A 23526-nucleotide genomic window follows, 5' to 3' on the forward strand; every position below is an offset into this window, starting at 1 on the left:
GCCGCTCCGCCTAGATAGTGACGCCGCCGTCGACCAGGACCGCCTGGCCGGTGACGAAGCGCGACTCGTCGGACAAGAGATAGACGACCAGCGGTGCTATGTCGTCGACCGTGGCGAGCCGGCCGATCGGCTGGCGGGCGATGAAGTCCTTTTCGGCCTGCACCGGGTCGGCGGCAGCCGCGATGCGGCCGCGCAGCGATGGCGTGTCGACAGTGCCTGGGCAGAGGGCATTGCAGCGCACGCCGCGCCGGACGTAGTCGGCAGCCATGCCCTTGGTGAAGCCGATGACCGCCGCCTTGGTGGCGCCGTAGAGCAGCCGGTTGGGGAAACCTTTGATCGACGAGGCCATCGAGGCCATGTTGAGGATCGATACGCCGCCGGTCTTTTCGGCGCGCTCCAGCATGCCGGGCAGGAACGCTTTCGTGGTCCGGTACATGCTCTTGACGTTCAAGTCGAAGCTGAAGTCCCAGTCTTCGTCGCTGCAGTCCATGATGGTGCCGTTGTGGACGAAGCCGGCGCAGTTGAAGAGCCCGTCGAGCGGCGCCTGGCCGGCGGCGAAGCTTGCCACGGCCTTGCCGTCGCGGACGTCGAGACGATGGGTCTCGATGTTCTTATGCTCGGCCGAAAGCGCTTTGAGCGCGTCGTCATTGATGTCGGTGGCGATGACATGGGCGCCCTCATTGGCACAGGCCAGCGCGCTGGCGCGGCCGATGCCCTGAGCGGCGGCGGAAATGAAAATGCGTTTCCCGCTTAGTCGCATAACCGTCGCTCCTCCCAGCAAACTGCTTGCGCTTCTGTCTATATACGAACATACTATTCATAAATAAACCGGCCTTGCAATGGGGAATCGTGGGGCCGGTCGACAGGGAGGATCTCGCGTCATGCCAAAAGGGCCGGCAAAGACCACCAACAGCGTCGACAAGGACGAGCGCTACCGCGCGCCGGCGCTGGACAAGGGGCTGGACATTCTGGAGCTGCTGTCCGAGCAGCCGGGCGGCCTGACCCGCGCCGAAATCGGCGAGGCGATGGGGCGTGGGCCGAGCGAGGTCTACCGGATGCTCGAACGGCTGGTGGCACGTGACTTCGTCAGCCGCTCGCCCGAGGGCGACCGTTACGCGCTGACGATGAAGCTGTTCATCCTCGCCCACCGCCATCCGCCGGTTCGGCGCCTTGTTGCACGGGCGCAGCCGTTGATGGACGCCTTCTCGATCGCTGCCGGCCAGTCATGCCACCTCGTGGCGCCCGACCGCGACGCGTCGATCGTGGTGGCGCATGCCAGCCCGCCCGGTAACTGGGAGTTCGGCATCCGCATTGGCGCTCATATCGACCTTTTGACCACCAGCTCCGGCCACATCCTGCTCGCCTTCCAGGACCCGCATTCGCAATCCGAGGCGGCTGCGCGTTGGGAAGGTACAAGGCAGGCAAGCGCGCGCGAAAAGCTGGAGCCGATCCTGACCGGCTATCGCGAGGCCGGCCACCGCGTCGGCCCGAGCCAGCAGATGCGCGCCATCGATGACATCTCGGTGCCGATCCTGTCGCCGGACGGCTATGCCATCGCCGTGTTGACCTGTCCCTACATCCTGCGGATCGACGACAGGCAGGCGGATATCGATCAGACGCTGGTGTTGCTCAAGGACGTGGCGGCGAAGCTGTCGCTGTCGTAGGCGCGGGTTGGACGTTGCTCGCTGCGTAGCGCAGAGCTCGATGCTACCGATCATCCTACACTTTCCCGTCATTGCGGGGAGACGTACCGGCATGCGGTTGAGGGGGCGGCTGCACCGCTTTCAGGGAAAGTTCTGGCTCTCCTAAACCTGCGCCGAAGACGCGGTTCATCCCCCCGGCGGCACGACGCCCTTGCGCACGGCGAAGTCGGCGTAGAAGCGGCGTTCCTGGGTCTGGATGACGGCATAGGCCTTCTTGGCACGCTCGTAGAAGGCGAAGCGCTCGATGCCGACCATCTTGGTGGCCGTGCCCTCGATCAGCTTACCGACCTCACGCTGCACCTCGGGGATTTCGTCCGGTTTGCCGACCACTTCCATGCGGCCGAAGGCGTCGTCGACGAAGGTGTCGACAGGCATCACCGACAGCACCGCCTTCATGACGCTGACGATGTCGCCGTCGATGCGCAGTGGCCGGCCGAACACCGTCTGCCTCGCCATCGCATCGGCTGGGAAATTGGCATCGGCGATAACAAGGTCGTCGCCATGGCCCATGGCGCGGAGCACGTAGAGCACGTCAGGGCCGAGCAGTGGATCGATGCCGAGGAGCATTTTGTCACCTGAGATGCGGGTTGCGGATGAGGGACGGCCGCCCCTGAACGCCATAGTTTCCAGTCCAGAATTGCAGGCAAGTGCTTGCGCGCGCAAGCTGTCCATCTGACATTTTCGCCTTTCGCGGAAATGCGGAAAACAGACTTCCGCATTTCCGTAACACCCCTAGGCGTCGCGGACGAAACCTTCGCTCGCAACCAGAAGGTTGCGCGTGTAGTCCTGCGCTACATTGCGCGTGGCAAGGTCGCCTGCGGCCAGCCGCTCGACCTCCTGGCCGTTCTGCATGACCATCAGCCGCTCGCACATATGTGTGATGACCCCGAGATCGTGGCTGACCATGATGAATGTGAGTTTGCGGTCGCGGCGCACCTGTTCGAGCAAGTTGAGCACTTCGGCCTGCACCGAAGCATCGAGGGCCGATGTCGGCTCGTCGAGCAGCAGGATCGATGGTTCGAGGATCAGCGCGCGGGCGATCGCCACGCGCTGGCGCTGGCCGCCCGAGAGCTGGTGCGAGTAGCGGAAGCGGAAGCCGAAGCCGAGGCCGACCTCGTCGAGCGCCCGCTGGATGCGTTTTTCCGTATCGCCGAAACCGTGGATGGCCAGCGGTTCCAGCAGCAGCCGGTCGACGGTCTGGCGCGGATGCAACGACCCGTACGGATCCTGGAACACCATCTGCACCTGGCGGTAGAATTCCTTGTCCCTGAGCTTGCCCAACCGCTTGCCGCTGACGTCGATGGTGCCGCCGGCGATGGGCGCGAGACCGGCGACGGCGCGCAGCAGCGTCGATTTGCCCGAGCCGGATTCGCCGACGAGGCCGAAGGATTCGCCTTGCGCCACGGTCACGCTGACGTCCTTCAGGGCGACGAAATCGTCGTAGACCACACGCAGCTTGTCGATCGAGAGAGCAGGGGTCACAGCAGCCACTCCGGCTTTCGGTCGAGCACGGGCAGCGGGTGCCGGTCGGCGCCGATCTTGGGCATGCAGTTGAGCAGGCCTTGTGTGTAGGGATGCTTCGCCTGCGACAGTTCCGAGGCCTTCAGTTCCTCGACGATCTTGCCGGCATACATGACGATGACGCGGTCGCAAAAGGTCGAGACCAGGCGCAGGTCGTGGGAAATGAAGATCAGGCCCATGCCGCGGTCGATCACCAGCCGGTCTAGAATGCGCAAGATGTCGAGCTGGACAGTGACGTCGAGCGCCGAGGTCGGTTCGTCGGCGATCAGCAGCTCCGGTCCGGCGATCAGCATCATGGCGATCATGGCGCGCTGGCCCATGCCGCCGGAAACCTCGTGTGGGTAGAGGTCGTAGACGCGCTTCGGATCGCGGATCTGGACGGCTGCCAGCATATCGAGCGCGCGCTCGCGGGCTGCCGACTTGCCGATCTTCTCATGCGTTCTCAGCGTCTCGACAATCTGGCGGCCGATGGTCATGACAGGATCGAGCGAATATTTCGGGTCCTGCAGGATCATGGCGATGCGGTTGCCGCGCAAAGCGCGGCGTTCCGTGACCGAGGCCTTGAGCAGGTCGGTGCCGCTGAATTCCAGCCGCCTGGCCTTGATCTCTGCCTGCTGCGGCGTCAGGCCCATGATGGCGCGACCGGTCTGCGACTTGCCCGAACCGCTCTCGCCGACGATGCCCAGCCGCTCCTGACCAAGCGAGAAGGAGACGCCGCGTACAGCCTCCACCACGCCGGTGCGGGTGGGGAAGGAGACCCTGAGGTCTTCGACATGCAACAACGTGTTCATTGGCCACCGCTGCGTGTGTCGAGTGCGTCGCGCAGGCCGTCACCGAGCAGGTTGAAGCCGAGGCTGACGATGAGGATCGCAGCACCCGGTGCTGCCGCCACCCACCATTGGTCGAGGATGAAACGGCGTCCCGAGGCGATCATGGCGCCCCATTCAGGCAGCGGCGGCTGGGCGCCGAGGCCGAGGAAGCCGAGGCCGGCGGCCGTCAGGATGATGCCTGCCATGTCGAGGGTGACACGGACGATCAGCGACGAGATGCACAGCGGCATGATGTGGCGCAGCACGATGCGCATCGGCGAGGCGCCCATCAGCTTGACGGCGGCGATGTAGTCGGAGTTGCGCACGGTCAGCGTTTCGGCACGAGCGATGCGGGCATAGGGCGGCCACGAGGTCAGCGCGATGGCGATGATGGCGTTCTCGATGCCGGGCCCGAGGGCTGCGACGAATGCCAGGGCCAGAACCAGCTTGGGGAAGGCGAGGAAGATGTCGGTGATGCGCATCAGCACCGCATCGATCCAGCCGCCAGCATAGCCGGCCGCCGTGCCGACCAGGAGGCCGATCGGCGCTGCGATGATCGCCACCAGCACGATGACCTGCAAGGTCAGACGCGAGCCGTAGATCAGGCGTGAAAGGATGTCGCGGCCCTGGTCGTCGGTGCCGAGCCAGTAGGTCGAGCTGGGCGGCAGCAGACGGGCGTTCTTGAGGTCGCCAATATAGGGCGAATGCGGCGCCAGGAGTGGCGCGAAGGCTGCAAGGAACAGCAGCAACAGGATGATGCCGAGGCCGATTGCGGCAAGCCGGTTGGCGGTGAAGCGGCGCCAGGTCACATAGGCGCGGCCGAGCCGGGCCTGCAGGCGCGATTGCGGTCGGTCGGTGAGCAGCCATTCGCGGCGGGTCATGGTCGTGTCGCTCATCGGATGCGCGTCCTTGGGTCGAGCAGACGATAAAGCAGGTCGGAGAGCAGGTTGAGCGCGATGAACACCGAACCGATGACGATCGTGCCGCCCAGCACCGCGTTCATGTCGGCGTTCTGCAGCGAGTTGGTGATGTAGAGGCCGAGGCCGGGCCAGGCGAAGACGGTCTCGGTCAGGACCGAGCCTTCGAGCAGGCCGGCATAAGAAAGGGCAATGACGGTGACCAGCGGCACGGCGGCGTTGCGCAGTGCGTGGCCCCAGATGATGCGGGTTTCCGACAGGCCCTTGGCGCGGGCGGCGACAATGTATTCCTGGCTCAGCTCGTTCAGCATGAAGGAGCGCGTCATGCGGCTGATATAGGCGAGCGAGAAATAGCCGAGCAGCGAAGCCGGCAGGATGATGTGGGAGAAGATGTCCTTGAAGGCGGCCCAGTCGCGATTGAGGACCGCGTCGAGCAGGTAGAAGCCGGTGATCGGCGTGAACGTGTATTCGAACACCACGTCGATGCGGCCGGGGCCGGCGGTCCAGCCGAGGCGGGCATAGAACACCAGAAGCGCCAAAAGACCGAGCCAGAAGATAGGCACCGAATAGCCGATCAGGCCGATGATGCGCACGACCTGGTCGGCGAGGCTGCCACGCTTGACGGCGGCGAGCACGCCAAGTGGGATGCCAAGGGCTGCGCCGATGATGGTGCCGACGGAGGCGAGTTCCATCGTTGCCGGAAAGACACGGCGGATGTCGGCCATGACGGGATTTGTGGTCAGCACCGAGGTGCCGAAATCGCCCGACAGCACGCCTTTCACATAGAGATAGAATTGCTGGTAATAGGGCAGGTTGAAGCCCATCTCCTCGCGCGTGCGCTCGACGACATGGGCCGGCGCGCGGTCGCCGACGATGGCGAGCACGGGGTCGATCGGAACGACTCGGCCGATGAAGAAGGTCACGGCCAGCAGGCCGAGATAGGTTGTAGCAACGATCACCACGAAACTGGCGATCGCCTTGAGAATGGCGGAGGCGCGCCTGTCGGCGCGCCTCGCGGGTGTCGGTGTGTCAGCGGTGCTCAATGGTCCGATCCTCTTGCGCGCGCCCCCGGCTTGCCGGAGGTCATGCGCAGACTCGCATGGTTACAGCGGTGCCTGGCGCGCCCCTGAGGACGCGCCGTTGCGAGAGATCATTCCTTGGTCACGGGGGCGACGAAGTTCGAATCGAAGTTCGGCCCGAGCTTGTAGTTCTTGACGTTGCCGCGCAGGCCGGCGACCTCGGTCTGCTGGAAGATCAGCACGAACGGGCTGGTGTCGAGGGCGGCCTGCTGCAACTCCTTGTACATGGTCGCGCGCTTGTCGTTGTCGCGCTCCAGGAGGGCAGCCTTGGTCTTCTCGGTCAGCTCCGGCACGTCCCAGGCGTTGCGCCAGGCCAGCGTCTTCACAGTGCCGTCGTCGGCATTGTTCGGGTTGGAGGTGAAGGTCTCGGCGTTGGAGTTCGGATCCCAGTAATCCATGCCCCACTGGCCGATATACATGTCGTGGTTGCGGGCACGGTACTTGGTCAGCGTCTGCTTGCCGTCGCCGGGGATGATCTCGACCTTCACGCCGGCCTGGCCGACGGTCTGCTGGAAGGATTCGGCAATGCCGGTGACCGGCTGGGTGTTGCGCACGTCCATGGTCACCGAGAAGCCGTCCTTCAGGCCTGCCTTTTCCAGCAGTTCCTTGGCCTTGGCGACGTCGAAGGTGAAGGGGTTGGAGTCGAGTGCGCCGAGCACGCCCTTGGCCTGGTAGGTCTGGCGGATCTCGCCGATGCCCTTGATCAGCGTCGAGCCGATGGCGTCGTAGTCGACCAGATACTTCAGCGCCTGGCGCACTTCGGGCTTGGCCAAGTTCGGGTTTTTCTGGTTGAGGCTGATATAGTAGACGGTGCCCTTCGGCGCGCTCGTGGTAGTCAGCTCGGCGTTCTTCGAAATGGCTTCCAGGTCGCCTGGCTCGAGGTTGCGGGCGACGTCGATGTCACCGGCTTCGAGCATCAGGCGCTGGGTGGCGCTTTCCTTGACGTGGCGGTAGATGACGCGGGCGAGTGCCGGCTTGTCGCCATAGTAGTTGTCGTTGCGCTCCAGCACGAGGATCTCGTTGGCGCGCCAGTCGCGGATCTTGAACGGACCCGAGCCGGCGTAACCGGTCTTCAGCCAGCCGTTGCCGAAGTCGTTGTCGAACTTGTAGTCGTCGGTCGGCGTGACAGGAGCGACGTGTTCGAGCACCAGCTTGCTGTCCATGACGGCGCCGACGGTGGCGGTCAGGCAGTTGAGCACGAAGGACGGCGCGTAGGACTTGTCGACGGTGAAGACGAAGGTGCTGTCGTCGGCAGCCTTGGCCTTCTCGGTGACGTTGTCCTTGGTCAGACCGAACTGGGTGAGGATGAAGGCCGGGCTCTTGTCGAGCTTGACGATGCGCTCGAACGACCAGGCGACGTCCTTGGCGGTGATCGGGTTGCCCGAGGCGAATTTGAGGCCGGACTTGAGCTTGAAGGTGTAGGTCAGGCCGTCGTCGGAGACGGTCCAGCTTTCGGCGACGCCGGGACGCACCTTGGTGGTGTCATTGATGTCGAGACGCACCAGCATGTCATAGGCGTTGCCGAGGAATTCGGCCGGGCTGAGCTCGAAGGACTCTGCCGGGTCGAGCGTGATGGTGTCGTCGATGGCCCAGGCCTGGACCAGCGTGTCGGCCGGCGTGGCGGCGAGGGCCGGTGCTGAAAGTGCCATCACCGACAAAGCGGCGCCGGCAAGCATCATGCGAAAATGTCCGTTCAGTTTTCCGATAAACATGTCTTCAGTTCCCCAAGTTGACGAATGTTATTGTTAAACAGCGGTTTCGTGCCAAGCCGAGCGCAGAACCCTCAGCCAGTTGTCGCGGCAGATCTTATTCAGCTCCGCCTCACCGTAGCCGGCACCGGAGAGTGCGGCGACGAGCTTCTGAAGGCCGGCGGCATCGCCGATCTCGGCCGGAACGGTGGCGCCGTCGAAGTCGGAGCCCAGCGCCACGCAGTCGATGCCCATGCGCTCGACCATGTAGTCGATGTGGCGGATCATGTCGGACAGCGGTGTGTCTGTGCTCTTGGCGCCATCCTCGCGCAGCATGGTGACGGCGAAGTTCAGGCCGACGACGCCCTTGCTCTCCTTGACCGCGTCGAATTGCTTGTCGGTCAGGTTGCGGCTGATCGGCGTAATCGCATGAACGTTGGAGTGGCTGACGATCAGCGGCTTCTCAGACAGTCTGGCGACGTCCCAGAAGCCTTTCTCGGTGATGTGGGCAAGGTCGATGGCGACGCCGATGCGATTGCATTCCTTGACCAGCCGCTTGCCGGCGTCGGTCAGACCGGGGCCGGTGTCGGGGCTCGACGGGAAGGCGAAGGGCACGCCATGGCCGAAGACGGTGTTGCGGCTCCACACCGGGCCGAGCGAGCGCAGGCCGGCGGCATAGAACACGTCGAGTGCGGCGAGATCGGCGTCGATCGCCTCGCAGCCTTCCATGTGCAGGACGGCGGCAAACTTGCCTTCGGCACGCGCAGCGTCGATGTCGGCGCCTGTGCGGCAGATCTTCCAGCCTCCGGCGCGCTCGATCCTGAAAGCGATCGACGCCATGTCGAGGGCGATGTCGAGCGACGGCGCGCGTTCGAGCGGCTTGCACAGCGGAATGGCGTAGTGGCCGTTCTCGTCGCGCTGCTCGTCGGGCATGCTGGCCGAGGTGATGTAAATGGCGCAGAGGCCGCCGGCGAGGCCGCCCTTTGCGGCACGTGGCATGTCGATATGGCCCAGGCGGGTGCCCTCGATGAACTCGGCCACCGGATCGGCGCCCTTGGCGGCGTTCTGCCACAACCGGAAAAGCACGTCGTTGTGACCGTCGAATACTGCCTGCATTACCCGCTCCTGTAAGTGGATGGCAGTTGAAGGATGACAGGCGGGGGGAGTCAACCTGCCGGAACGACCGTTGAAGGGACAGAGGCCGCGGTTCCGCTGGGTAAGCCATATCCAGGACCAACACTAACCCATGCCTGGACCACTCACGCCTGAAACGGTCGATACGGACCTCAAACAGGCGCGATATGAGGGGTTGGCGGCAATTGGCAGCCTCCAGGGCTGACGCTGCGGCAGTGGTTGGGGGTGGTTGGGGGTGGCTGGACGTTGTGCGCTGGCGCTTTTTTGTGCAGGCGGGGCAGGCGCGGTTGATTAGCCGTGCATCACATTGCCAATCCATTCATCACGACAGGACATACCCATTATGACAGAAGTCAGTCTTCTTGATCATGCACTCGTGCGCCTCGACGAGGCGGCAAAACACCTGAACGTCGACGCCGACGTGATCGAGAAACTGAAATTCGCCCGCGAGACGACCAAGGCACGGCTGATGATCCGCATGGACGACGGCTCGCGAAAATCGTTCCTCTCGTGGCGCTGCCGTTATGACGACACCCGCGGCCCGACCAAGGGCGGCATCCGTTTCCATCCGGAATCGACCGCCGACGAGGTCGAGATGCTGGCGTTCTGGATGACCTTCAAATGCGCCGTGATGAACCTGCCCTATGGCGGCGGCAAGGGTGCCGTGCAGGTCGACCCGCGCAAGCTGTCCAAAGCCGAGTTGGAGCGCCTGTCGCGTGCCTACATGCAGGCCTTCGCCCGCATCATCGGGCCCGACCGCGACATCCCGGCGCCCGACGTCTACACCAACTCGATGATCATGGGCTGGATGGCCGACGAGTATGCCCAGATCGTCGGGCAGGCCTCGCCCGCCGTCATCACCGGCAAGCCGCTGGCGCTGGGCGGCTCGCTCGGCCGTGGTGACGCCACCGCGCGCGGCGGCTTCTACCTCGTGCGCCATCTCGCCGACGAGCTCGGCCTGAAAGGCAGCCTGCGCATCGCCGTGCAGGGTTTTGGCAATGCCGGCCAGCACATCGCCCGGCTGCTTGCCTCTGACGGCCACAAGATCGTCGCCGTATCGGATTCGGAAGGTGCGGTGCAGGCCGCCGACGGGCTCGACCTCGACCGCCTGTTCGTTGCCAAGGAGAGCGGCCGTTCGGTCGTGACCACAGCCGGCCACGCCGGCCATCAACTGCTCGATGGCGACGCGCTTGTCGGCGTCGCATGCGACATCCTTGTGCCGTCGGCGCTGGAAAACATGATCCGCGTCGACAACGCCGACAGCGTCAAGGCGCGCATCGTGCTCGAACTCGCCAACGGTCCGGTGACTTCGGAGGCCGACGCGGTGCTGGAAAAGAAGGGCATCGTCGTCCTGCCCGACATCCTTGCCAATGCCGGCGGCGTCACCGTCTCCTATTTCGAGTGGGTGCAGAACCGACAGGGCTACTACTGGCCGGTCGAGGAGATCCACGAGCGCCTACGCACCATCATGGAACGTGAGGGCCGCGCCATCTGGGATGTCGCCAAAGCGAAAGACGTTTCGGTGCGCACGGCGGCTTACGTCCATGCGCTCGCGCGGCTGGCCGAGGCGATCGAAGCGCACGGCACCCAGAACTACTTCGCGAGCTGATCCAGGCTACATGCCGCCGGGTCGTTCGGTCCGGCGGCTTTGCCGCATCCGTCACGGGTCCACAAGGACGTGGATGCCCTGGCCTGCTATTTTCCTGTTGAAGCGCCGATGGGGTGCGGATAGGGCTTTGGGCTGAAATCCCCACAACCCTTGCCTTCCAGGCAGATCCGGCGGCCCGATTATGTCCTTCATTCCCGATTGGTCGACCATCATCCAGTTCGCGATCGCAACCTTCATCATCGCGATCACGCCCGGACCCGACATGACCCTGTTCGTCGGCCGCGCGCTGTCGGAAGGCCGCAAGGCGGGTTTTGCCTGCATGGCAGGCGCCATGACCGGCATCGTCTTCCACACCACGCTGGTGGCGCTTGGCCTATCGGCCCTGATCGTCGCTTCGCCGCAAGCCTTCATGGCGCTCAAGGTCGTCGGTGCCGGCTACCTGGTCTGGCTCGCCTTCCAGGCGATCACCAAGGGGTCGGCGTTTTCGCCGGATACCACCAAGCGGGCACCGCGTTCGGTGTTCCAGAACTGGGCAACCGGGCTCGGCATCAATCTGCTCAACCCGAAGATCATCCTGTTCTTCATGACGTTCCTGCCGCAATTCGTCTCGGCCCATGACACCAATGCGCCGGGCAAGCTGTTCTTCCTCGGCGCGATGTTCATCATCCTGTCGTTGCCGGTGACGGCACCGATGGTGATTGCCGCCGACAAATTCGCCGGGCTGCTCAAGAAGAGCCCGCGCGTGACGCGCATCGTCGACTATCTGTTTGCAGGGGTGTTCTCGGCCTTCGCGCTGAAGATCCTCACGGCGCAGGCGAAGTAGGGGTATTGCTGAGCGCGCCGGCGAAGCGGCCGGTGACGAACCAGTAGGCGATGCCGCCGACCAAACCGCTGCCGATGATCGACACCGGCCAGAGCGGATCGCGATAGGCGAAGCCGCCGTCGCCGCTCTGGTAGGCCACGCCGATGAAGACCAGCGCCACGAAGCCGCCGGCAAGGGCGTAGAACAGCCAGTCGCGCTTGCCGAGCAATTCGGCGAGCAGCATGACGACGACTGCCGGCACGAAGCCGAAATAGGCGACGAACAGGGCGATGAAGGGAATGGTGAAGACCATCGAGCCGCTGGCTACTTCGGGCGGGATGTCGGTGGTTATCAGGCCCGCAACGCCAAGGAACAAAACGTTGAGGAAGGCGCTGGCGGCAATGGACGCCGCGGCATAGCCCAGCACCATGTGGGCGAACTTGCCGAGATAGAGAAGGACGCGGCTCACGCCTCGCCGTGTCCGGCGATCATCATCGCCTCGAGCGCCAGGCGCTCGCTCTTCTTCATGCGCTCGGATTCCGACTTCAGCTGGCCGCAGGCAGCGAGGATGTCACGGCCGCGCGGGGTGCGGATCGGCGAGGCATAGCCGGCATTGTTGATGTAGTCGGCGAACTTCTCGATCGTTTCCCAGTCCGAGCATTGGTAGTTGGTGCCGGGCCATGGATTGAACGGGATCAGATTGATCTTGGCCGGCACGCCCTTGAGCAGCTTGACCAGCGCCTTGGCATCTTCGAGGCTGTCGTTGACGTCCTTCAGCATCACATATTCGAAGGTGATGCGGCGGGCGTTCGACAGGCCGGGATAGTTGCGGCAGGCGTCTACCAGGTCCTTGAGCGGGTACTTCTTGTTGATCGGCACCAGCAGGTCGCGCAGGTCGTCATTGGTGGCGTGCAGCGAGATCGCCAGCATGACGCCGATTTCCTCGCCGGTGCGGAAGATTTCCGGCACGACACCCGAGGTCGACAGCGTGATGCGGCGCTTGGACAGCGCCAGGCCGTCGCCGTCGGAGGCAATCAGCAGCGCCTTCTTGACCGCCTCGAAATTGTACAGCGGCTCGCCCATGCCCATCATGACGATGTTGGAGACCTTGCGGCCCTCGGCCGGAACAATGGCGCCGGCGGGCGTGTCGCGGTCGGGGAAATCGCCGAGCCGATCGCGTGCCGTCATCAGCTGCGCCAGGATTTCTTCCGCCGTCAGGTTGCGCACCAGCTTCTGGGTTCCGGTGTGGCAGAACGAGCAGGTCAGCGTGCAGCCGACCTGCGACGAGATGCACAGCGTGCCGCGGCCTTCCTCGGGGATGTAGACGGTCTCGATTTCGACCGGGCGACCGGCGCCTCGCGGCGGGAAACGGAACAGCCACTTGCGCGTGCCGTCCGAGGAAATCTGTTCCTCGACGATCTCCGGCCGCGCGATGGTGAAGTGCTTGGCGAGCTCGGCGCGCAGGTCCTTGGAGATGTTGAACATGTCGGCGAAGTCGGAGACGCCGCGGACATAAAGCCAGTGCCAGAGCTGCTGGACACGCATCTTGGCCTGGCGTTCGGGGACGACGCCAGACGTAACGAGCGCTTCGGCAAGCTCCTCGCGGGTGAGGCCGATCAGCTCGCCCTTGACGGGCGCGGCCGCACGGGCGCGCAACGCGTCACGGGTAGCATCGGTGGTAAGGTCGAGCGAAAGGGTCATTCGGGCTCAGCTAGCTGTAGATATCGGCATATGTAGGATTTTGGCGCGACATATCACAGGTCTGGCGCTGCGTCACGTTTTGGCGGCCATGCATTTGTGCCGCAGCTTTGCAGTCTGTTAGGCAATGGCTGGGATGCTGGCCCGATGAGCGACATCTTTAACGTTGTCCTGGTGGTGCTCGTCGTCAATCTTGCGGCGTTCGCTGCCTTCTGGCGCGACAAGAATCTGGCCCGCGCCGGCGGCCGGCGCATCCCCGAGAAAACCCTGCTCTGGCTCGCCTTCGCCGGTGGCAGCCTGGGTGCCTTGTCGGCCCAGCACCTGTTCCGACACAAGACCCGCAAGGAGCCGTTCCGATCGCGGCTCTACACAATTGTCATCGTGCATGCGGTCGCCATTGCCGTACTGGCGATCTGGCTGATCGCGCCGCAATGGGCCTCGGGGTTGCTTGATGCGCTGAGCCGACCGGCCGTGTCTTAGGCCGAAGATGTTTCAGGCGGTTGGGCGGAGCACCAGCCGGTAGCGCTGCTCTGGCCGGCCGCTGCGTTGGTGTGGCACCGGTTCGCCCAGGCGCCGCCAGCCGAGACGTTCGTAAAGCCGGACGGCGCGCTCATTGTCCGAATAGACCGCGAGTTCGGCCGCATCGAAACCGCGCTCGCGCAGCAGCGCTGCGATGCCGGCCAGCAATTCGACTGCCGCGCCCTTGCCCCAATGGTTCGGGTCGACGCCGAAATAGTGCAGTTCCGCCACGTTGCCATCTTCCGGCATCGGCGCAATGGCACCGAAGGAAACAGCGGTCCCATCGGTGGCCTCGGCGATGGCGAGCAGAGCCCGGTCCGAGCTGGCGAGCACCCGCGAAATGATCGGGCGCGCCTCGTCGAGCGTCGCCACATCAGGATCGTTGTCGCGCACCGCCGTCGCCCGCGCCCAGATGATCGCGGCGCGGTCGACATGGCTTCTGGTCCCGTCGATGATCCTGTGCATCTCCAGACCCCGGCTCCCGTCGCAAGAAAGCCGGGCGATCGGGCCGCCCGGCTTTCGAAAACCTGCCTTGCGTCTGCGCTTACTTGCAGGTGGTGATCGACGTCAGCGCCGCCGAAATGCCCTTGAGCGAGAAGACGTAATTGGTCGGGTTGCCACGGCCGGATTTGGCCGAGACCTTCATGTCCGAGCCGCCCTTCATGGCGTTAATCAGGGCAGGTTCCTCGGCTGCGTTCTCGACCCAGGCCGACTTTCCCTTGGTGAACATCGAGAACGACTTGTCGCCGATGGTGACGGTGACCTTGGAGTTTTCCTGGAAATTGTAGCCGGCGATGAACTGCGGCTCGAAGGAAACCTTCTGGCCGGGGCGCTGGCTGACGAAGAAGAACATGTCGCCATGGTCGAGCGTCGGCGGCTGCTTGTCGGTCGGCACCGTCAGCACGTAGCAGACCTTGCCGTTCTGCGCCTGGTAGCTGTAGGTGCCCCATGCGTTGTGCTGGCCGATCTTGGTCGCCGACTGGGCGAGCGCCGGCATTGCCGACACTGCAAGCACCAGACCCGAAATTGTAGCTATCAAACCGCGCATCGTTTTTCCTGTAGTTCAAATGGAGCGGGGCAGGCCGACTGCGCGCCCGCCCGTTCGCTTCATTTTGATTTAATCTGGGTTACCAAAGGGTGAATGCTTTTCAGAAAGGACATTCATCGCATGGAACCCCGCCGAACTGCCCATCGTGGACGGGCACCTTGTCCCTGACGTGGTTGAAAACCACGAAAACGGCAAGAGTTTGACTTTTCGTTTCAGGATGAAACAAGCGGGGCAGCGCTGTCATTGGTCCTGTGACAGCGCTTCCTTCGCGGCAAGGCGGTGGGCCGGTGTCATGTGCGCCCGGACCGCCGTGATCGCAGCGGTCAGCACGGCGATGTCGTCGGTGAAGCCGAGGCCCAGTATGACGTCGGGGATGGTGTCGACCGGCAGGATGAAATAGCCGAGCGCCGCCAATAGGATACCTTTGGCTCGCAGCGGCGTGTCCTTGTCCAGCGCGCAATAATAGGCCGCCACCACCTCTTCCATGAAAGGCACGTGGCGGGCGGCGCGCTTGGCGGTGCGCCAGAACTTCTCGCGCACCTCGGCTTCGCTTGCCGGAGCGCCGTTCATGCCGCCGCGAAAGCTGTCAAAGCCGGGGAACTTCACCATCCAGACAATCTCCTTTGCCCGAACTCTATCTTCTCACGCCTGCCGGAAACCGGTTCCGGTTTCGGTGCCAATGCGCGATCAAAGATGTGGGAAGGTTCGGTCCCCTCTGCAAGATGCCGGCCTCAGGAACCGAAATAGCCGTTCATGCGCTTGGCCAGCTTGAAATCCAGCTCGGTCAGCCCGCCGGCATCGTGGGTGTTCAGCGTGACGTCGACCGTCTTGTAGACATTCGACCAGTCGGGGTGGTGGTCGAGCTGTTCTGCCGCCATTGCGACTCGGGTCATGAAGGCGAAGGCCTCACTGAAGTTCTTGAACACGAAGCTGCGCGACATCGACAACCCGTCGGCGGCAAGTGTCCAGCCGCCGAGCGCGTCGAGCGCTGCCTTCAGCTCCTGCTGTCCAAGTTTCTCTCTGGCCATTTCATGCTCCCGTGATATGCGAAGTGTTCACCAGCATAGCGCGGGATCGATGAGCGAGAAGCCGGTAAAATCAATTCTGTTCGTTTGCCTCGGCAACATTTGCCGTTCGCCGCTTGCCGAAGGTGTGTTTCGGGCCGTGCTCACCGAGCGCGGGCTGGATGGCGAATACACAATCGACTCGGCTGGCACGGGCGGCTGGCACGCGGGTTCGGCCCCGGATCCGCGTTCGATCGCGGTTGCGGCCGAGCATGGCATCGACATCACCGCCCAGCAGGCCCGCAAGGTTGTGGCGCGCGATTTCGAGCGCTTCGACCTGATCCTCGGCATGGATCGCTCCAATGTCGACGATCTCCGGGCGCTTGCGCCGGCGAGCTTGGCCGAGCGTGTCGAGCTTTTCATCGGCCAGGCCGTGGGTGGACCACGCGACGTGCCCGATCCCTATTACGGCGGGGAAGACGGCTTCGCTGCGGTCTACCGCATGATCCGCGACGCTTCGGAGGCGCTTGCCGACCGGCTGGCAGCGCGGGCGTCGACGCCATTCAGCGGCCAGGCTTCCTCGACGATGTAGGGGCCGCCGCCGACCGAGTCGCGCGACGACATCAAGACGAAGCGGCCGACACGGAAGGGCACGGTGGCGAAGTTGCCGCGCGCTGACAGATAGTGTGCGACATCGAGCGGGCTGGTGTTCCTGAGCCGCGCCAGCGTGACATGCGGGGTGAACTTGCGCGGATCCGACGGCAGGCCGAGGCGCTTGCTGATGCGCTCGATTTCGGCCTGAAGTGCATTCATCTCGGGCGACGGCGTGACGCCGGCCCAGACGGCATGCGGCTTCTTCTGCCCGAAGGCGCCGACGCCTGAAAGCGTGAGCTCGAAGCTCGGGCGGTCGACTCGGTCGAGCGCCTCGACGATCTCGTCGGCGACATGACCCTCGATATCGCCGAAGAAGCGCAAGGTGAGGTGATAGTTCTCGACGTCGATCCACCGGGCGCCCGACAGGCCGCCCCTGAGCAGAGACAACGATAAGGCTGCATCACGCGGAATTTCGAGGGCGGTGAAAAGTCGCGGCATGGCCAGGCTCCCTTCCTCGAATCGCAGTTCGTAGGCTCAGCGAATCATCGATCGCCTTGCCGGGCAAGCGCTTTGTTCAGCCCCTGCTGTTTCGACAACGCAACGAAAGCGGATGTGTTGCAACGATGCATGAGGCCGTTCATTTGCCGGCAATTGCCTTTTCAACCGTCGGTAGCGCCTTTGCGACCATGCGGTCGATACCCTCGGCCGTGGGGTGCATGCCGTCCTCCAGAAGCAACTTCGAATCGCCGGCAACGCCGTCGAGGAAGAAGGGGTAGAGCGGCACGCTGTATTTTTCGGCCAGCCTGGGATAGATCGTGCCGAACTGTTCGCCATAGGCGTGACCGAGATTTGGCGCCGCCACCATGCCGGCGAGCAGCACCTCGATCTTCCGCTCCTTGAGCCGGGCCAGCATCTTGTCGAGGTTCTGCTCGACGAGCGCCGGGTCGATGCCGCGGAGCATGTCGTTGGCGCCGAGCTCCAGTATGACCAGCTGCGTTCCGTCGGGGACGGACCAGTCGAGCCGCGACAGGCCGCCGCTTGACGTGTCGCCGGAGACGCCTGCGTTGGTTATCACGACATCGTGACCATTGTTGCGTAGCGCCTTTTCGAGCTTTTCGGGAAAGCTCTCGCCGGGATTGAGGCCATATCCGGCCATCAGGCTGTCGCCGAAGCCGACGATCTTGAACGGTTCGGCCCAAACCGGTGTGGCGGTCGTGAAAAAGGCAAGACAAACGGCAAGGAATGCAAACGTCAGATGTTTCAATGCCATGTCTTAAAACCCATATGACGGAAAATTTCACGCCTCTTAGATTTTCATATAGGACAGATTTGCCGTGACAGAAGCAGTCATCGAACTGAGAGACGTGTCGTTGACGCTTGGGGCGGGGGCTTCTTCAGTGCATGTGCTGAAGGGCGTGAGCCTCGATGTCGCTGCCGGCGAGGCGACCGGCATCGTCGGCCCTTCCGGTTCCGGCAAATCGACGCTGCTGATGGTCCTGGCCGGACTCGAACGTGTCGATGGCGGCACGGTCAAGATCGCCGGCGAGCTGCTCAACGGCCGCAGCGAGGACCAGATCGCGGCGTTTCGCGGCCGCAACATCGGCATCGTCTTCCAGTCGTTCCACCTGATCCCCAACATGACCGCGCTGGAAAACGTCGCCGTGCCGCTCGAACTGGCCGGCAAGCGCGACGCCTTTGCCATCGCTGAACGCGAGCTTGCGGCCGTCGGCCTCGCCGACCGCGTCACGCACTATCCAGGCGAGCTTTCGGGCGGCGAACAGCAGCGCGTGGCGATTGCGCGTGCGCTGGCGCCGGAGCCTGCCATCCTCATCGCCGACGAGCCGACAGGCAATCTCGACCAGGCGACAGGGCGGCAGATCGCCGACCTCCTGTTCGCCAAGGCCGCCGAACGCGCCATGACGCTGGTGCTGGTGACGCACGATCCAGCACTCGCCGCGCGCTGCGACCGGCAGGTGGCGATGCGCTCCGGGCAGATCGAGACGGCGACAGTTGCGCCTCTGGCCGAGAAGGTCCGGGCATGATTTTCGCTTCTGCGCACCCCCCTCTGGCCTGCCGGGCATCTCCCCCGCAAGGGGGGAGATCAGCCTTCGCCGTCGTCTCAGCCAATATTCGAGGCCGCAAGAACGGCGGCAAGGGCGCCGCCTCCAATCTCCCCCCCTGTGGGGGAGATGCCCGGCAGGGCAGAGGGGGGCAACGTAGAGCGCCAGCGTTGCGGAATGAGGCATTCGGATCGCAGGTCTTCCCATGCTGAAGGACCTGCCTCTCGCCGTCCGCTTTGCCGCGCGTGAAATGCGTGGCGGCCTGCGCGGCTTCCTGATCTTCCTGACCTGCATCGCGCTCGGCGTGGCGGCAATCGGCGGCGTCAATTCGGTGGCGCGGGCGATTACCGCCGGCGTCGCCAGCGAGGGCCAGGCGTTGCTCGGCGGCGACATCCGTTTCCAGCTGATCCAGCGCGAGGCGACCGACAAGGAAAAGACCTTCCTCGAAGGCGTGGGCACCGTCTCGCACAATGCCGGCATGCGCTCGATGGCGCGGCTGGAAGACGGTTCCGACCAGTCGCTTGTCGAAGCCAAGGCGGTCGACGACGCCTATCCGCTTTACGGCCAACTGGTGACGGAGCCGGCGCTGCCCCGCGCCGAACTCTTTGCCGAGCGTTCGGGCGTCTTTGGCGCGGCGGCCCCCGATCTGTTGTTCGAACGGCTCAACCTCAAGCTTGGCGACCGCATCAAGCTCGGCAGCGCGACCTTCGAACTCCGGGCAAAGCTGGTCACCGAGCCCGACGCGGTCTCCGACGGCTTCGGCTTTGCGCCGCGCCTGTTGGTGTCGATGGAAGGGTTGAGCACTTCCGGACTGATCCAGCCCGGCAGTCTGGTCGAACACGCCTACAAGCTGCGCATGCCGGTCGGTACCAGCGAAGCCGAAGTGGCTGATGTGCGCGAGCGGGCGAATGCCGAGTACCCCGAGGCTGGCTGGAGCGTGCGGACAAGGACCAATGCCGCGCCCGCATTGTCGGCCAACATCGAACGCTTCACCCAGTTCCTGACGCTGGTCGGCTTGACCTCGCTGGTCGTCGGCGGTGTTGGCGTGGCAAATGCCGTGCGCGCCTATCTCGACGGCAAGCGTGGCGTCATTGCCACCTTCAAGAGCCTGGGCGCCTCGGGCGGCTTCGTACTGACAGTTTATCTCATCCAGATCCTGCTTATTGCAGGTCTCGGCATCGCCATCGGCCTGGCGCTCGGCGCGCTGATGCCGTTTGCGGCGAGCGCAGCACTCCAGTCGGTCATCCCGGTCCCGGCCGAAGCAGGTGTCTACCCGGCTGCACTTGCCATGGCCGCTCTGTTCGGCGTCCTGGTGACGCTTGCTTTCGCCATCCTGCCGCTCGGCCGTGCCCGCGACGTGCCGGCCACCGCCCTGTTCCGCGAGATGGGTTTTGAAGGTCGGGGCCTGCCGCGGCTGGTCTACATCGCGACCGCTTTGGGCATCGCCGCCATACTCGCGGCGCTCGCGATCTGGTTCGCCGGCGACCGCCGCATCGCCACCATTTTTGTCGGCGCGACGATCTTTTCGTTTCTGGTGCTGCGCGCCGTGGCCGTTGCGGTGCAGTGGCTGGCGCGGAAAAGCCCGCGTGTTCGCTCGACCGCGCTCAGGCTCGCCGTCGGCAACATCCACCGCCCCGGAGCTTTGACGCCGTCCGTGGTGCTGTCGCTCGGCCTCGGTCTGACGCTTCTCGTCACGCTGGCGCTGATCGACGGCAATCTGCGCCGCCAGATATCAGGCAGCCTGCCGGAGCGGGCGCCGAACTTCTTCTTCGTCGACATCCAGCCTGACCAGGTCGACGACTTTGCCAGGCTGGTCGAGGCGGAGGCGCCCGGCGGCAAGCTGGTGCGGGTGCCGATGCTGCGCGGCCGTGTCATGGCGCTCAACGGCACCGACGTGCAGAAACTCAACGTACCGCCGGAAGGCGCCTGGGTGCTGCGCGGCGATCGTGGCCTGACCTATGCCAGGAACCTGCCGGAGAATTCGACGCTGTCGCAAGGCACGTGGTGGCCGGCTGACTATTCGGGCGAGCCGCTGGTGTCATTCTCGGCACAAGAGGCGGGCGAACTCGGCCTCAAGCTTGGCGACATGGTCACCGTCAACGTGCTGGGCCGCAACGTCACGGCCAAGATCGCCAATTTCCGCGAAGTGCAGTGGGAATCGATGGGCATCAACTTCGTCATGGTGTTTTCACCCAACACCTTCGCCGGTGCGCCGCACAGCTGGCTGGCGACGCTGACCGAAGACAAGGCTGTCCCTGCCGACGAGATCAAGATCCTGAACGCGGTGACGCGCAGCTATCCGGCAATCACCACCGTGCGGGTGAAGGACGCGCTCGACGTCGTCAACCGGCTGGTCGCCCAGCTCGGCACGGCGATCCGTGCCGCTGCCGGCGTGGCGCTGATCGCCTCGGTGCTGGTGCTGGCCGGCGCACTTGCCGCCGGCAACCGTGCCCGGGTTCATGACGCGGTCATCCTGAAGACGCTCGGTGCGACGCGGCGGACGTTGATATCGGCGTTTTCGCTGGAATACATGCTGATCGGCCTCGCCACCGCCATCTTCGCGCTCGCCGCCGGCGGGGTAGCGGCCTGGTTCGTCGTTGCGCGAATCATGACGCTGCCATCGTCCTTCCTGCCGGAGGTGGCGGTTGCGACGATCGTCTTTGCCCTGGTGCTGACCGTCGGCTTCGGTCTGGTCGGCACTTGGCGGGTGCTCGGCCACAAGGCGGCGCCGGTGCTGCGCAGCGAATGACGAAATGCCGTTGCGCGGGCTGGACTTCAACGACATTTGTATGAGATTGTGCGCTCACAGCCGGTTTCAAGGCGTTACAGGCCTTGTTTAGGTCTGAAAGAAACATCATATTTCGGCGGAGGCATGCTGGAGTCCCGCCAGCGGCGCCTGGGTCTCGGCCTGACACCCGACGGGGCAGAAGCAACAGAGGAAACCATGTCCGACTTTAGAAACTACCAGACGCGCATGGCGACGGCAGGCAGCCGCACCGACGCGTCGATCGACGAAGGCCTGCGCGCCTACATGCTCAAGGTTTACAACCTTATGGCGCTCGGCCTGGTCATCACCGGTCTTGCAGCGCTGGGCACCATGATGCTGGCGACCACCAACGATCCAGCCACCGCTGTCGCCACGATGGGCAACGGCAAGATGCTGACCAGCCTTGGCGTTGCGCTCTATGGTTCGCCGCTGAAGTGGGTCGTCATGCTGGCTCCGCTCGGCATGGTGTTCTTCCTGAGCGCCCGCATCCAGTCGATGAGCGTTTCCGGCGCGCAGACCGCGTTCTGGGTGTTCGCCGGCCTGATGGGCCTGTCGCTGTCGTCGATCTTCCTGGTCTACACCAGCGCCAGCATCGTCCAGACCTTCTTCATCACCGCGACCGCCTTCGGTGCGCTCTCGCTGGTCGGCTACACGACCAAGCGTGACCTGACCGCGATGGGCACGTTCCTCACCATGGGCGTGATCGGCCTGCTGATTGCGATGGTGGTCAATATCTTCCTGCAGTCGCCGGCCCTGCAGTTCGCCATCTCGGCGATCGGCGTGCTGGTGTTCGCTGGCCTGACTGCCTACGACACGCAGAAGATCAAGGAGATGTATTTCGAGGGTGACGACGTGCTCGTCTCCGGCCGCAAGGCGATCATGGGCGCGCTCACGCTCTACCTCGACTTCATCAACCTGTTCTCGTTCCTGCTGTCGTTCCTGGGCAACCGCGAATAGCAGAGGTATGGAGCGTCCTTTGCGTGTCCTGGCGGACACGCGGCGCTCCAGGCCTGGACCATCAGACTTTCGAAGGGCGGCCAATGGCCGCCCTTTTCATTTGTGCCGGGCTTTGCTCTAATGGAGGCAGAATAATGGACTGCCTAAAAAATGAGCATGAAGATTCGGCACGCGCTGCCTGACGACCTCGACCGGATCACCGAAATCTATGCCGACGCGGTGCTCAACGGCACGGCGAGCTACGAGCTAGATCCGCCCTCGCGCGCCGAGATGGGTGAGCGCTACAACAGCCTGACGGATGCCGGTTATCCCTACCTTGTCGCCGAGCGCGATGCTGTCATCATCGGTTATGCCTATGCCGGCCCGTTCCGTGCGCGCCCTGCCTATCGCTTCATCGTCGAGGATTCAATCTATGTTGCGCCGGAAGCCAAGGGCGCCGGCATCGGCAAGGCGCTGATGCAGGCGCTGATCGACGAATCAACTGTTCTCGGCTTTCGACAGATCATCGCCGTCATCGGCGACGGCCATGCCGACAGCGCCTCGGTGCGGCTGCATGAAAGGCTCGGTTTCCATCACACCGGCCGCATGGAAGGCTCCGGCTACAAGCATGGCCGCTGGCTCGACACCGTGTTTATGCAATTGGCGCTGAATGGCGGCGCGACACTGCCGCCGGATCCGGGCTCGATGCCGGAACGGCGCTTCGTCGCCAAAGGCGGCAAGGGCTGAGCGGTCAGCCCGTGCCGCCGAGAAGCGGCACGAAACGCACGGCCACGAGCGTCTTGCGCGCATAGTCGTTTTCGCCGTTGCGCACGATCTTGACCAATTGCTGGTCGCCGAACGGGCCCAAGGGCATGATCAGCCGTCCGCCTATCGCAAGCTGTTCCTTCCACGCCGACGGCACGGTGCGTGAACCCGCTGCCGACAGAATGGCGTCGAACGGCGCATCGGCCTCGCAGCCGGCCGAGCCGTCTCCCGCGATGACTTGCACATTCGCAAGGCCGAGCTTGTTCAGCCGAGCCCTGGCGCTGTCGGCCAGCGAAGCGATACGCTCGATGGTGACGACGCGACCGGCTAGCCTGGCCATGACGGCCGCCGCATAGCCCGAGCCGGTGCCGATCTCCAGAACCTTGTCGGCACGCACGAGTTCCGCCGCCCAGGCCATCAGCGCGACGATGTAAGGTTGCGATATTGTCTGGTCGTGGGCGATGGGCAGGGCGGTATCGTCGTAGGCGCGGTCGCGCAGGGCCGTGGGTACGAATTTCTCGCGCGGCACCGCGGCCATGGCCTCCAGCACCGCCAGCTCGGTCAATCCACGCCGGGCGATCTGGTACTCCACCATGTTGAGGCGCGCTGCCCGATAGTCGACCATGGCCTTCCTGCCGTCGCCCCTTTAACCGTCGCGGTTGCGCAAGGTTCCCTTATCAGGGCTGCTTACGCAGCGTCCGCAAGATGGTGCAGCGCGGCGCCTCTTGCTGCATTGCACAAAATGCAAAGCTCCTATGCAATATCAACACTTTAAATCGATACGCAGCGGAGCTAGATATCAGTCATCGAATTTGTCGGGCCTACCTCCTCCCAGGTTTCCGACGAATAGGTCAGCGCCTACCTCCTCCCAGA

At 64.1% G+C, this 23526-nt stretch carries 26 protein-coding genes; 9 read left to right on the plus strand and 17 right to left on the minus strand.

Going from position 1 to position 23526, the window contains the following annotated elements:
- Positions 1-10 precede the first annotated feature (10 nt).
- The gene (locus SLT36_RS04250; protein WP_432285988.1) at positions 11-760 is read right to left on the minus strand and encodes an SDR family oxidoreductase; all 750 of its coding nucleotides are present in this window, start codon (positions 758-760) and stop codon (positions 11-13) included.
- Between the two features lie 121 nt (positions 761-881).
- Between SLT36_RS04250 and SLT36_RS04255 the strand changes: the two genes are divergently transcribed.
- Positions 882-1664 carry an IclR family transcriptional regulator gene (locus SLT36_RS04255; protein WP_432285989.1) on the plus strand — a complete coding sequence of 261 codons (783 nt, stop codon included), beginning with the start codon at positions 882-884 and terminating at the stop codon, positions 1662-1664.
- A gap of 165 nt (positions 1665-1829) precedes the next feature.
- Here SLT36_RS04255 and SLT36_RS04260 read toward each other — a convergent pair whose 3' ends face one another.
- The 7 genes from SLT36_RS04260 to SLT36_RS04290 all read right to left on the minus strand — a co-directional run bounded on the left by SLT36_RS04260 (position 1830) and on the right by SLT36_RS04290 (position 8833).
- On the minus strand, positions 1830-2270 hold the full coding sequence (locus SLT36_RS04260; protein WP_067955975.1) for an RbsD/FucU family protein: 441 nt from the start codon (positions 2268-2270) through the stop codon (positions 1830-1832).
- A gap of 165 nt (positions 2271-2435) precedes the next feature.
- Positions 2436-3185 carry an ABC transporter ATP-binding protein gene (locus tag SLT36_RS04265; RefSeq protein ID WP_432285990.1) on the minus strand — a complete coding sequence of 250 codons (750 nt, stop codon included), beginning with the start codon at positions 3183-3185 and terminating at the stop codon, positions 2436-2438.
- Entirely contained in the window at positions 3182-4015 is an 834-nt protein-coding gene (locus SLT36_RS04270) for an ABC transporter ATP-binding protein (protein ID WP_432285992.1), read from the minus strand. The genes SLT36_RS04265 and SLT36_RS04270 overlap by 4 nt, the downstream gene beginning before the upstream one ends.
- Positions 4012-4914 carry a nickel transporter permease gene (gene nikC, locus SLT36_RS04275; RefSeq protein ID WP_432288240.1) on the minus strand — a complete coding sequence of 301 codons (903 nt, stop codon included), beginning with the start codon at positions 4912-4914 and terminating at the stop codon, positions 4012-4014. Before nikC ends, SLT36_RS04270 begins: the two co-directional genes overlap by 4 nt.
- Before the next feature lie 11 nt (positions 4915-4925).
- The gene (locus SLT36_RS04280) at positions 4926-5993 is read right to left on the minus strand and encodes an ABC transporter permease (RefSeq protein ID WP_432285993.1); all 1068 of its coding nucleotides are present in this window, start codon (positions 5991-5993) and stop codon (positions 4926-4928) included.
- 107 nt (positions 5994-6100) lie between these two features.
- Positions 6101-7741, minus strand: a complete 1641-nt coding sequence (locus tag SLT36_RS04285; RefSeq protein ID WP_432285995.1) for an ABC transporter substrate-binding protein — start codon at positions 7739-7741, stop codon at positions 6101-6103.
- 33 nt (positions 7742-7774) lie between these two features.
- Complete coding sequence (locus SLT36_RS04290) at positions 7775-8833, minus strand: dipeptidase (protein ID WP_432285996.1); 1059 nt, start codon at positions 8831-8833, stop codon at positions 7775-7777.
- 361 nt (positions 8834-9194) lie between these two features.
- Here SLT36_RS04290 and SLT36_RS04295 point away from each other — a divergent pair, with 361 nt between their 5' ends.
- Both SLT36_RS04295 and SLT36_RS04300 read left to right on the plus strand, forming a co-directional pair.
- A complete protein-coding gene (locus SLT36_RS04295) occupies positions 9195-10460 on the plus strand; it encodes a Glu/Leu/Phe/Val family dehydrogenase (protein ID WP_432285997.1) in 1266 nt (421 codons plus the stop codon).
- Positions 10461-10641: 181 nt separating this feature from the next.
- Positions 10642-11283: a LysE family translocator gene (locus SLT36_RS04300; protein ID WP_432285999.1), complete on the plus strand. Its 642-nt coding sequence runs from the start codon at positions 10642-10644 to the stop codon at positions 11281-11283.
- On the opposite strand, the gene SLT36_RS04305 is transcribed toward SLT36_RS04300, so the two are convergent.
- Together SLT36_RS04305 and rlmN are read right to left on the minus strand one after the other, a co-directional pair.
- A complete protein-coding gene (locus tag SLT36_RS04305; protein WP_432286000.1) occupies positions 11264-11731 on the minus strand; it encodes a hypothetical protein in 468 nt (155 codons plus the stop codon). The two genes, SLT36_RS04300 and SLT36_RS04305, sit on opposite strands and share 20 nt — an antisense overlap.
- Positions 11728-12963: a 23S rRNA (adenine(2503)-C(2))-methyltransferase RlmN gene (rlmN, locus tag SLT36_RS04310; protein WP_182574027.1), complete on the minus strand. Its 1236-nt coding sequence runs from the start codon at positions 12961-12963 to the stop codon at positions 11728-11730. Before rlmN ends, SLT36_RS04305 begins: the two co-directional genes overlap by 4 nt.
- A gap of 144 nt (positions 12964-13107) precedes the next feature.
- Between rlmN and SLT36_RS04315 the strand changes: the two genes are divergently transcribed.
- A complete protein-coding gene (locus tag SLT36_RS04315; protein WP_432286001.1) occupies positions 13108-13440 on the plus strand; it encodes a DUF1294 domain-containing protein in 333 nt (110 codons plus the stop codon).
- Between the two features lie 12 nt (positions 13441-13452).
- Here SLT36_RS04315 and SLT36_RS04320 read toward each other — a convergent pair whose 3' ends face one another.
- From SLT36_RS04320 to SLT36_RS04335, 4 genes are all read right to left on the minus strand, one after another.
- Positions 13453-13944 (minus strand): GNAT family N-acetyltransferase, encoded by a 492-nt coding sequence (locus tag SLT36_RS04320; protein WP_432286003.1) that lies wholly within the window; start codon positions 13942-13944, stop codon positions 13453-13455.
- A gap of 79 nt (positions 13945-14023) precedes the next feature.
- Positions 14024-14527 (minus strand): invasion associated locus B family protein, encoded by a 504-nt coding sequence (locus SLT36_RS04325; protein WP_432286004.1) that lies wholly within the window; start codon positions 14525-14527, stop codon positions 14024-14026.
- A 240-nt stretch (positions 14528-14767) separates the two neighbouring features.
- Positions 14768-15136, minus strand: coding sequence for a YkvA family protein (locus tag SLT36_RS04330; RefSeq protein ID WP_067956003.1), 369 nt, complete (start codon positions 15134-15136; stop codon positions 14768-14770).
- A gap of 122 nt (positions 15137-15258) precedes the next feature.
- Entirely contained in the window at positions 15259-15555 is a 297-nt protein-coding gene (locus SLT36_RS04335; RefSeq protein ID WP_067956005.1) for a 4a-hydroxytetrahydrobiopterin dehydratase, read from the minus strand.
- Positions 15556-15604: 49 nt separating this feature from the next.
- Here SLT36_RS04335 and SLT36_RS04340 point away from each other — a divergent pair, with 49 nt between their 5' ends.
- Positions 15605-16123, plus strand: coding sequence for a low molecular weight protein-tyrosine-phosphatase (locus SLT36_RS04340; RefSeq protein WP_067956006.1), 519 nt, complete (start codon positions 15605-15607; stop codon positions 16121-16123).
- On the opposite strand, the gene thpR is transcribed toward SLT36_RS04340, so the two are convergent.
- The gene (thpR, locus tag SLT36_RS04345; RefSeq protein WP_432286006.1) at positions 16027-16623 is read right to left on the minus strand and encodes an RNA 2',3'-cyclic phosphodiesterase; all 597 of its coding nucleotides are present in this window, start codon (positions 16621-16623) and stop codon (positions 16027-16029) included. The two genes, SLT36_RS04340 and thpR, sit on opposite strands and share 97 nt — an antisense overlap.
- 139 nt (positions 16624-16762) lie before the next feature.
- Complete coding sequence (locus tag SLT36_RS04350) at positions 16763-17395, minus strand: arylesterase (protein ID WP_432286009.1); 633 nt, start codon at positions 17393-17395, stop codon at positions 16763-16765.
- A 64-nt stretch (positions 17396-17459) separates the two neighbouring features.
- Between SLT36_RS04350 and SLT36_RS04355 the strand changes: the two genes are divergently transcribed.
- The 4 genes from SLT36_RS04355 to SLT36_RS04370 all read left to right on the plus strand — a co-directional run bounded on the left by SLT36_RS04355 (position 17460) and on the right by SLT36_RS04370 (position 22635).
- Complete coding sequence (locus tag SLT36_RS04355; RefSeq protein WP_432286010.1) at positions 17460-18167, plus strand: ABC transporter ATP-binding protein; 708 nt, start codon at positions 17460-17462, stop codon at positions 18165-18167.
- A gap of 223 nt (positions 18168-18390) precedes the next feature.
- Positions 18391-20934 (plus strand): ABC transporter permease, encoded by a 2544-nt coding sequence (locus SLT36_RS04360; RefSeq protein WP_432286012.1) that lies wholly within the window; start codon positions 18391-18393, stop codon positions 20932-20934.
- 195 nt (positions 20935-21129) lie between these two features.
- A complete protein-coding gene (locus tag SLT36_RS04365) occupies positions 21130-21909 on the plus strand; it encodes a Bax inhibitor-1/YccA family protein (RefSeq protein ID WP_432286013.1) in 780 nt (259 codons plus the stop codon).
- A 150-nt stretch (positions 21910-22059) separates the two neighbouring features.
- Positions 22060-22635: a GNAT family N-acetyltransferase gene (locus SLT36_RS04370; protein ID WP_432286015.1), complete on the plus strand. Its 576-nt coding sequence runs from the start codon at positions 22060-22062 to the stop codon at positions 22633-22635.
- Positions 22636-22639: 4 nt separating this feature from the next.
- Here SLT36_RS04370 and SLT36_RS04375 read toward each other — a convergent pair whose 3' ends face one another.
- On the minus strand, positions 22640-23278 hold the full coding sequence (locus SLT36_RS04375) for a protein-L-isoaspartate(D-aspartate) O-methyltransferase (protein WP_432286017.1): 639 nt from the start codon (positions 23276-23278) through the stop codon (positions 22640-22642).
- Positions 23279-23526: the final 248 nt, after the last annotated feature.

This window comes from Aminobacter sp. BA135, assembly GCF_050859125.1.
GTDB lineage: Bacteria > Pseudomonadota > Alphaproteobacteria > Rhizobiales > Rhizobiaceae > Aminobacter > Aminobacter ciceronei.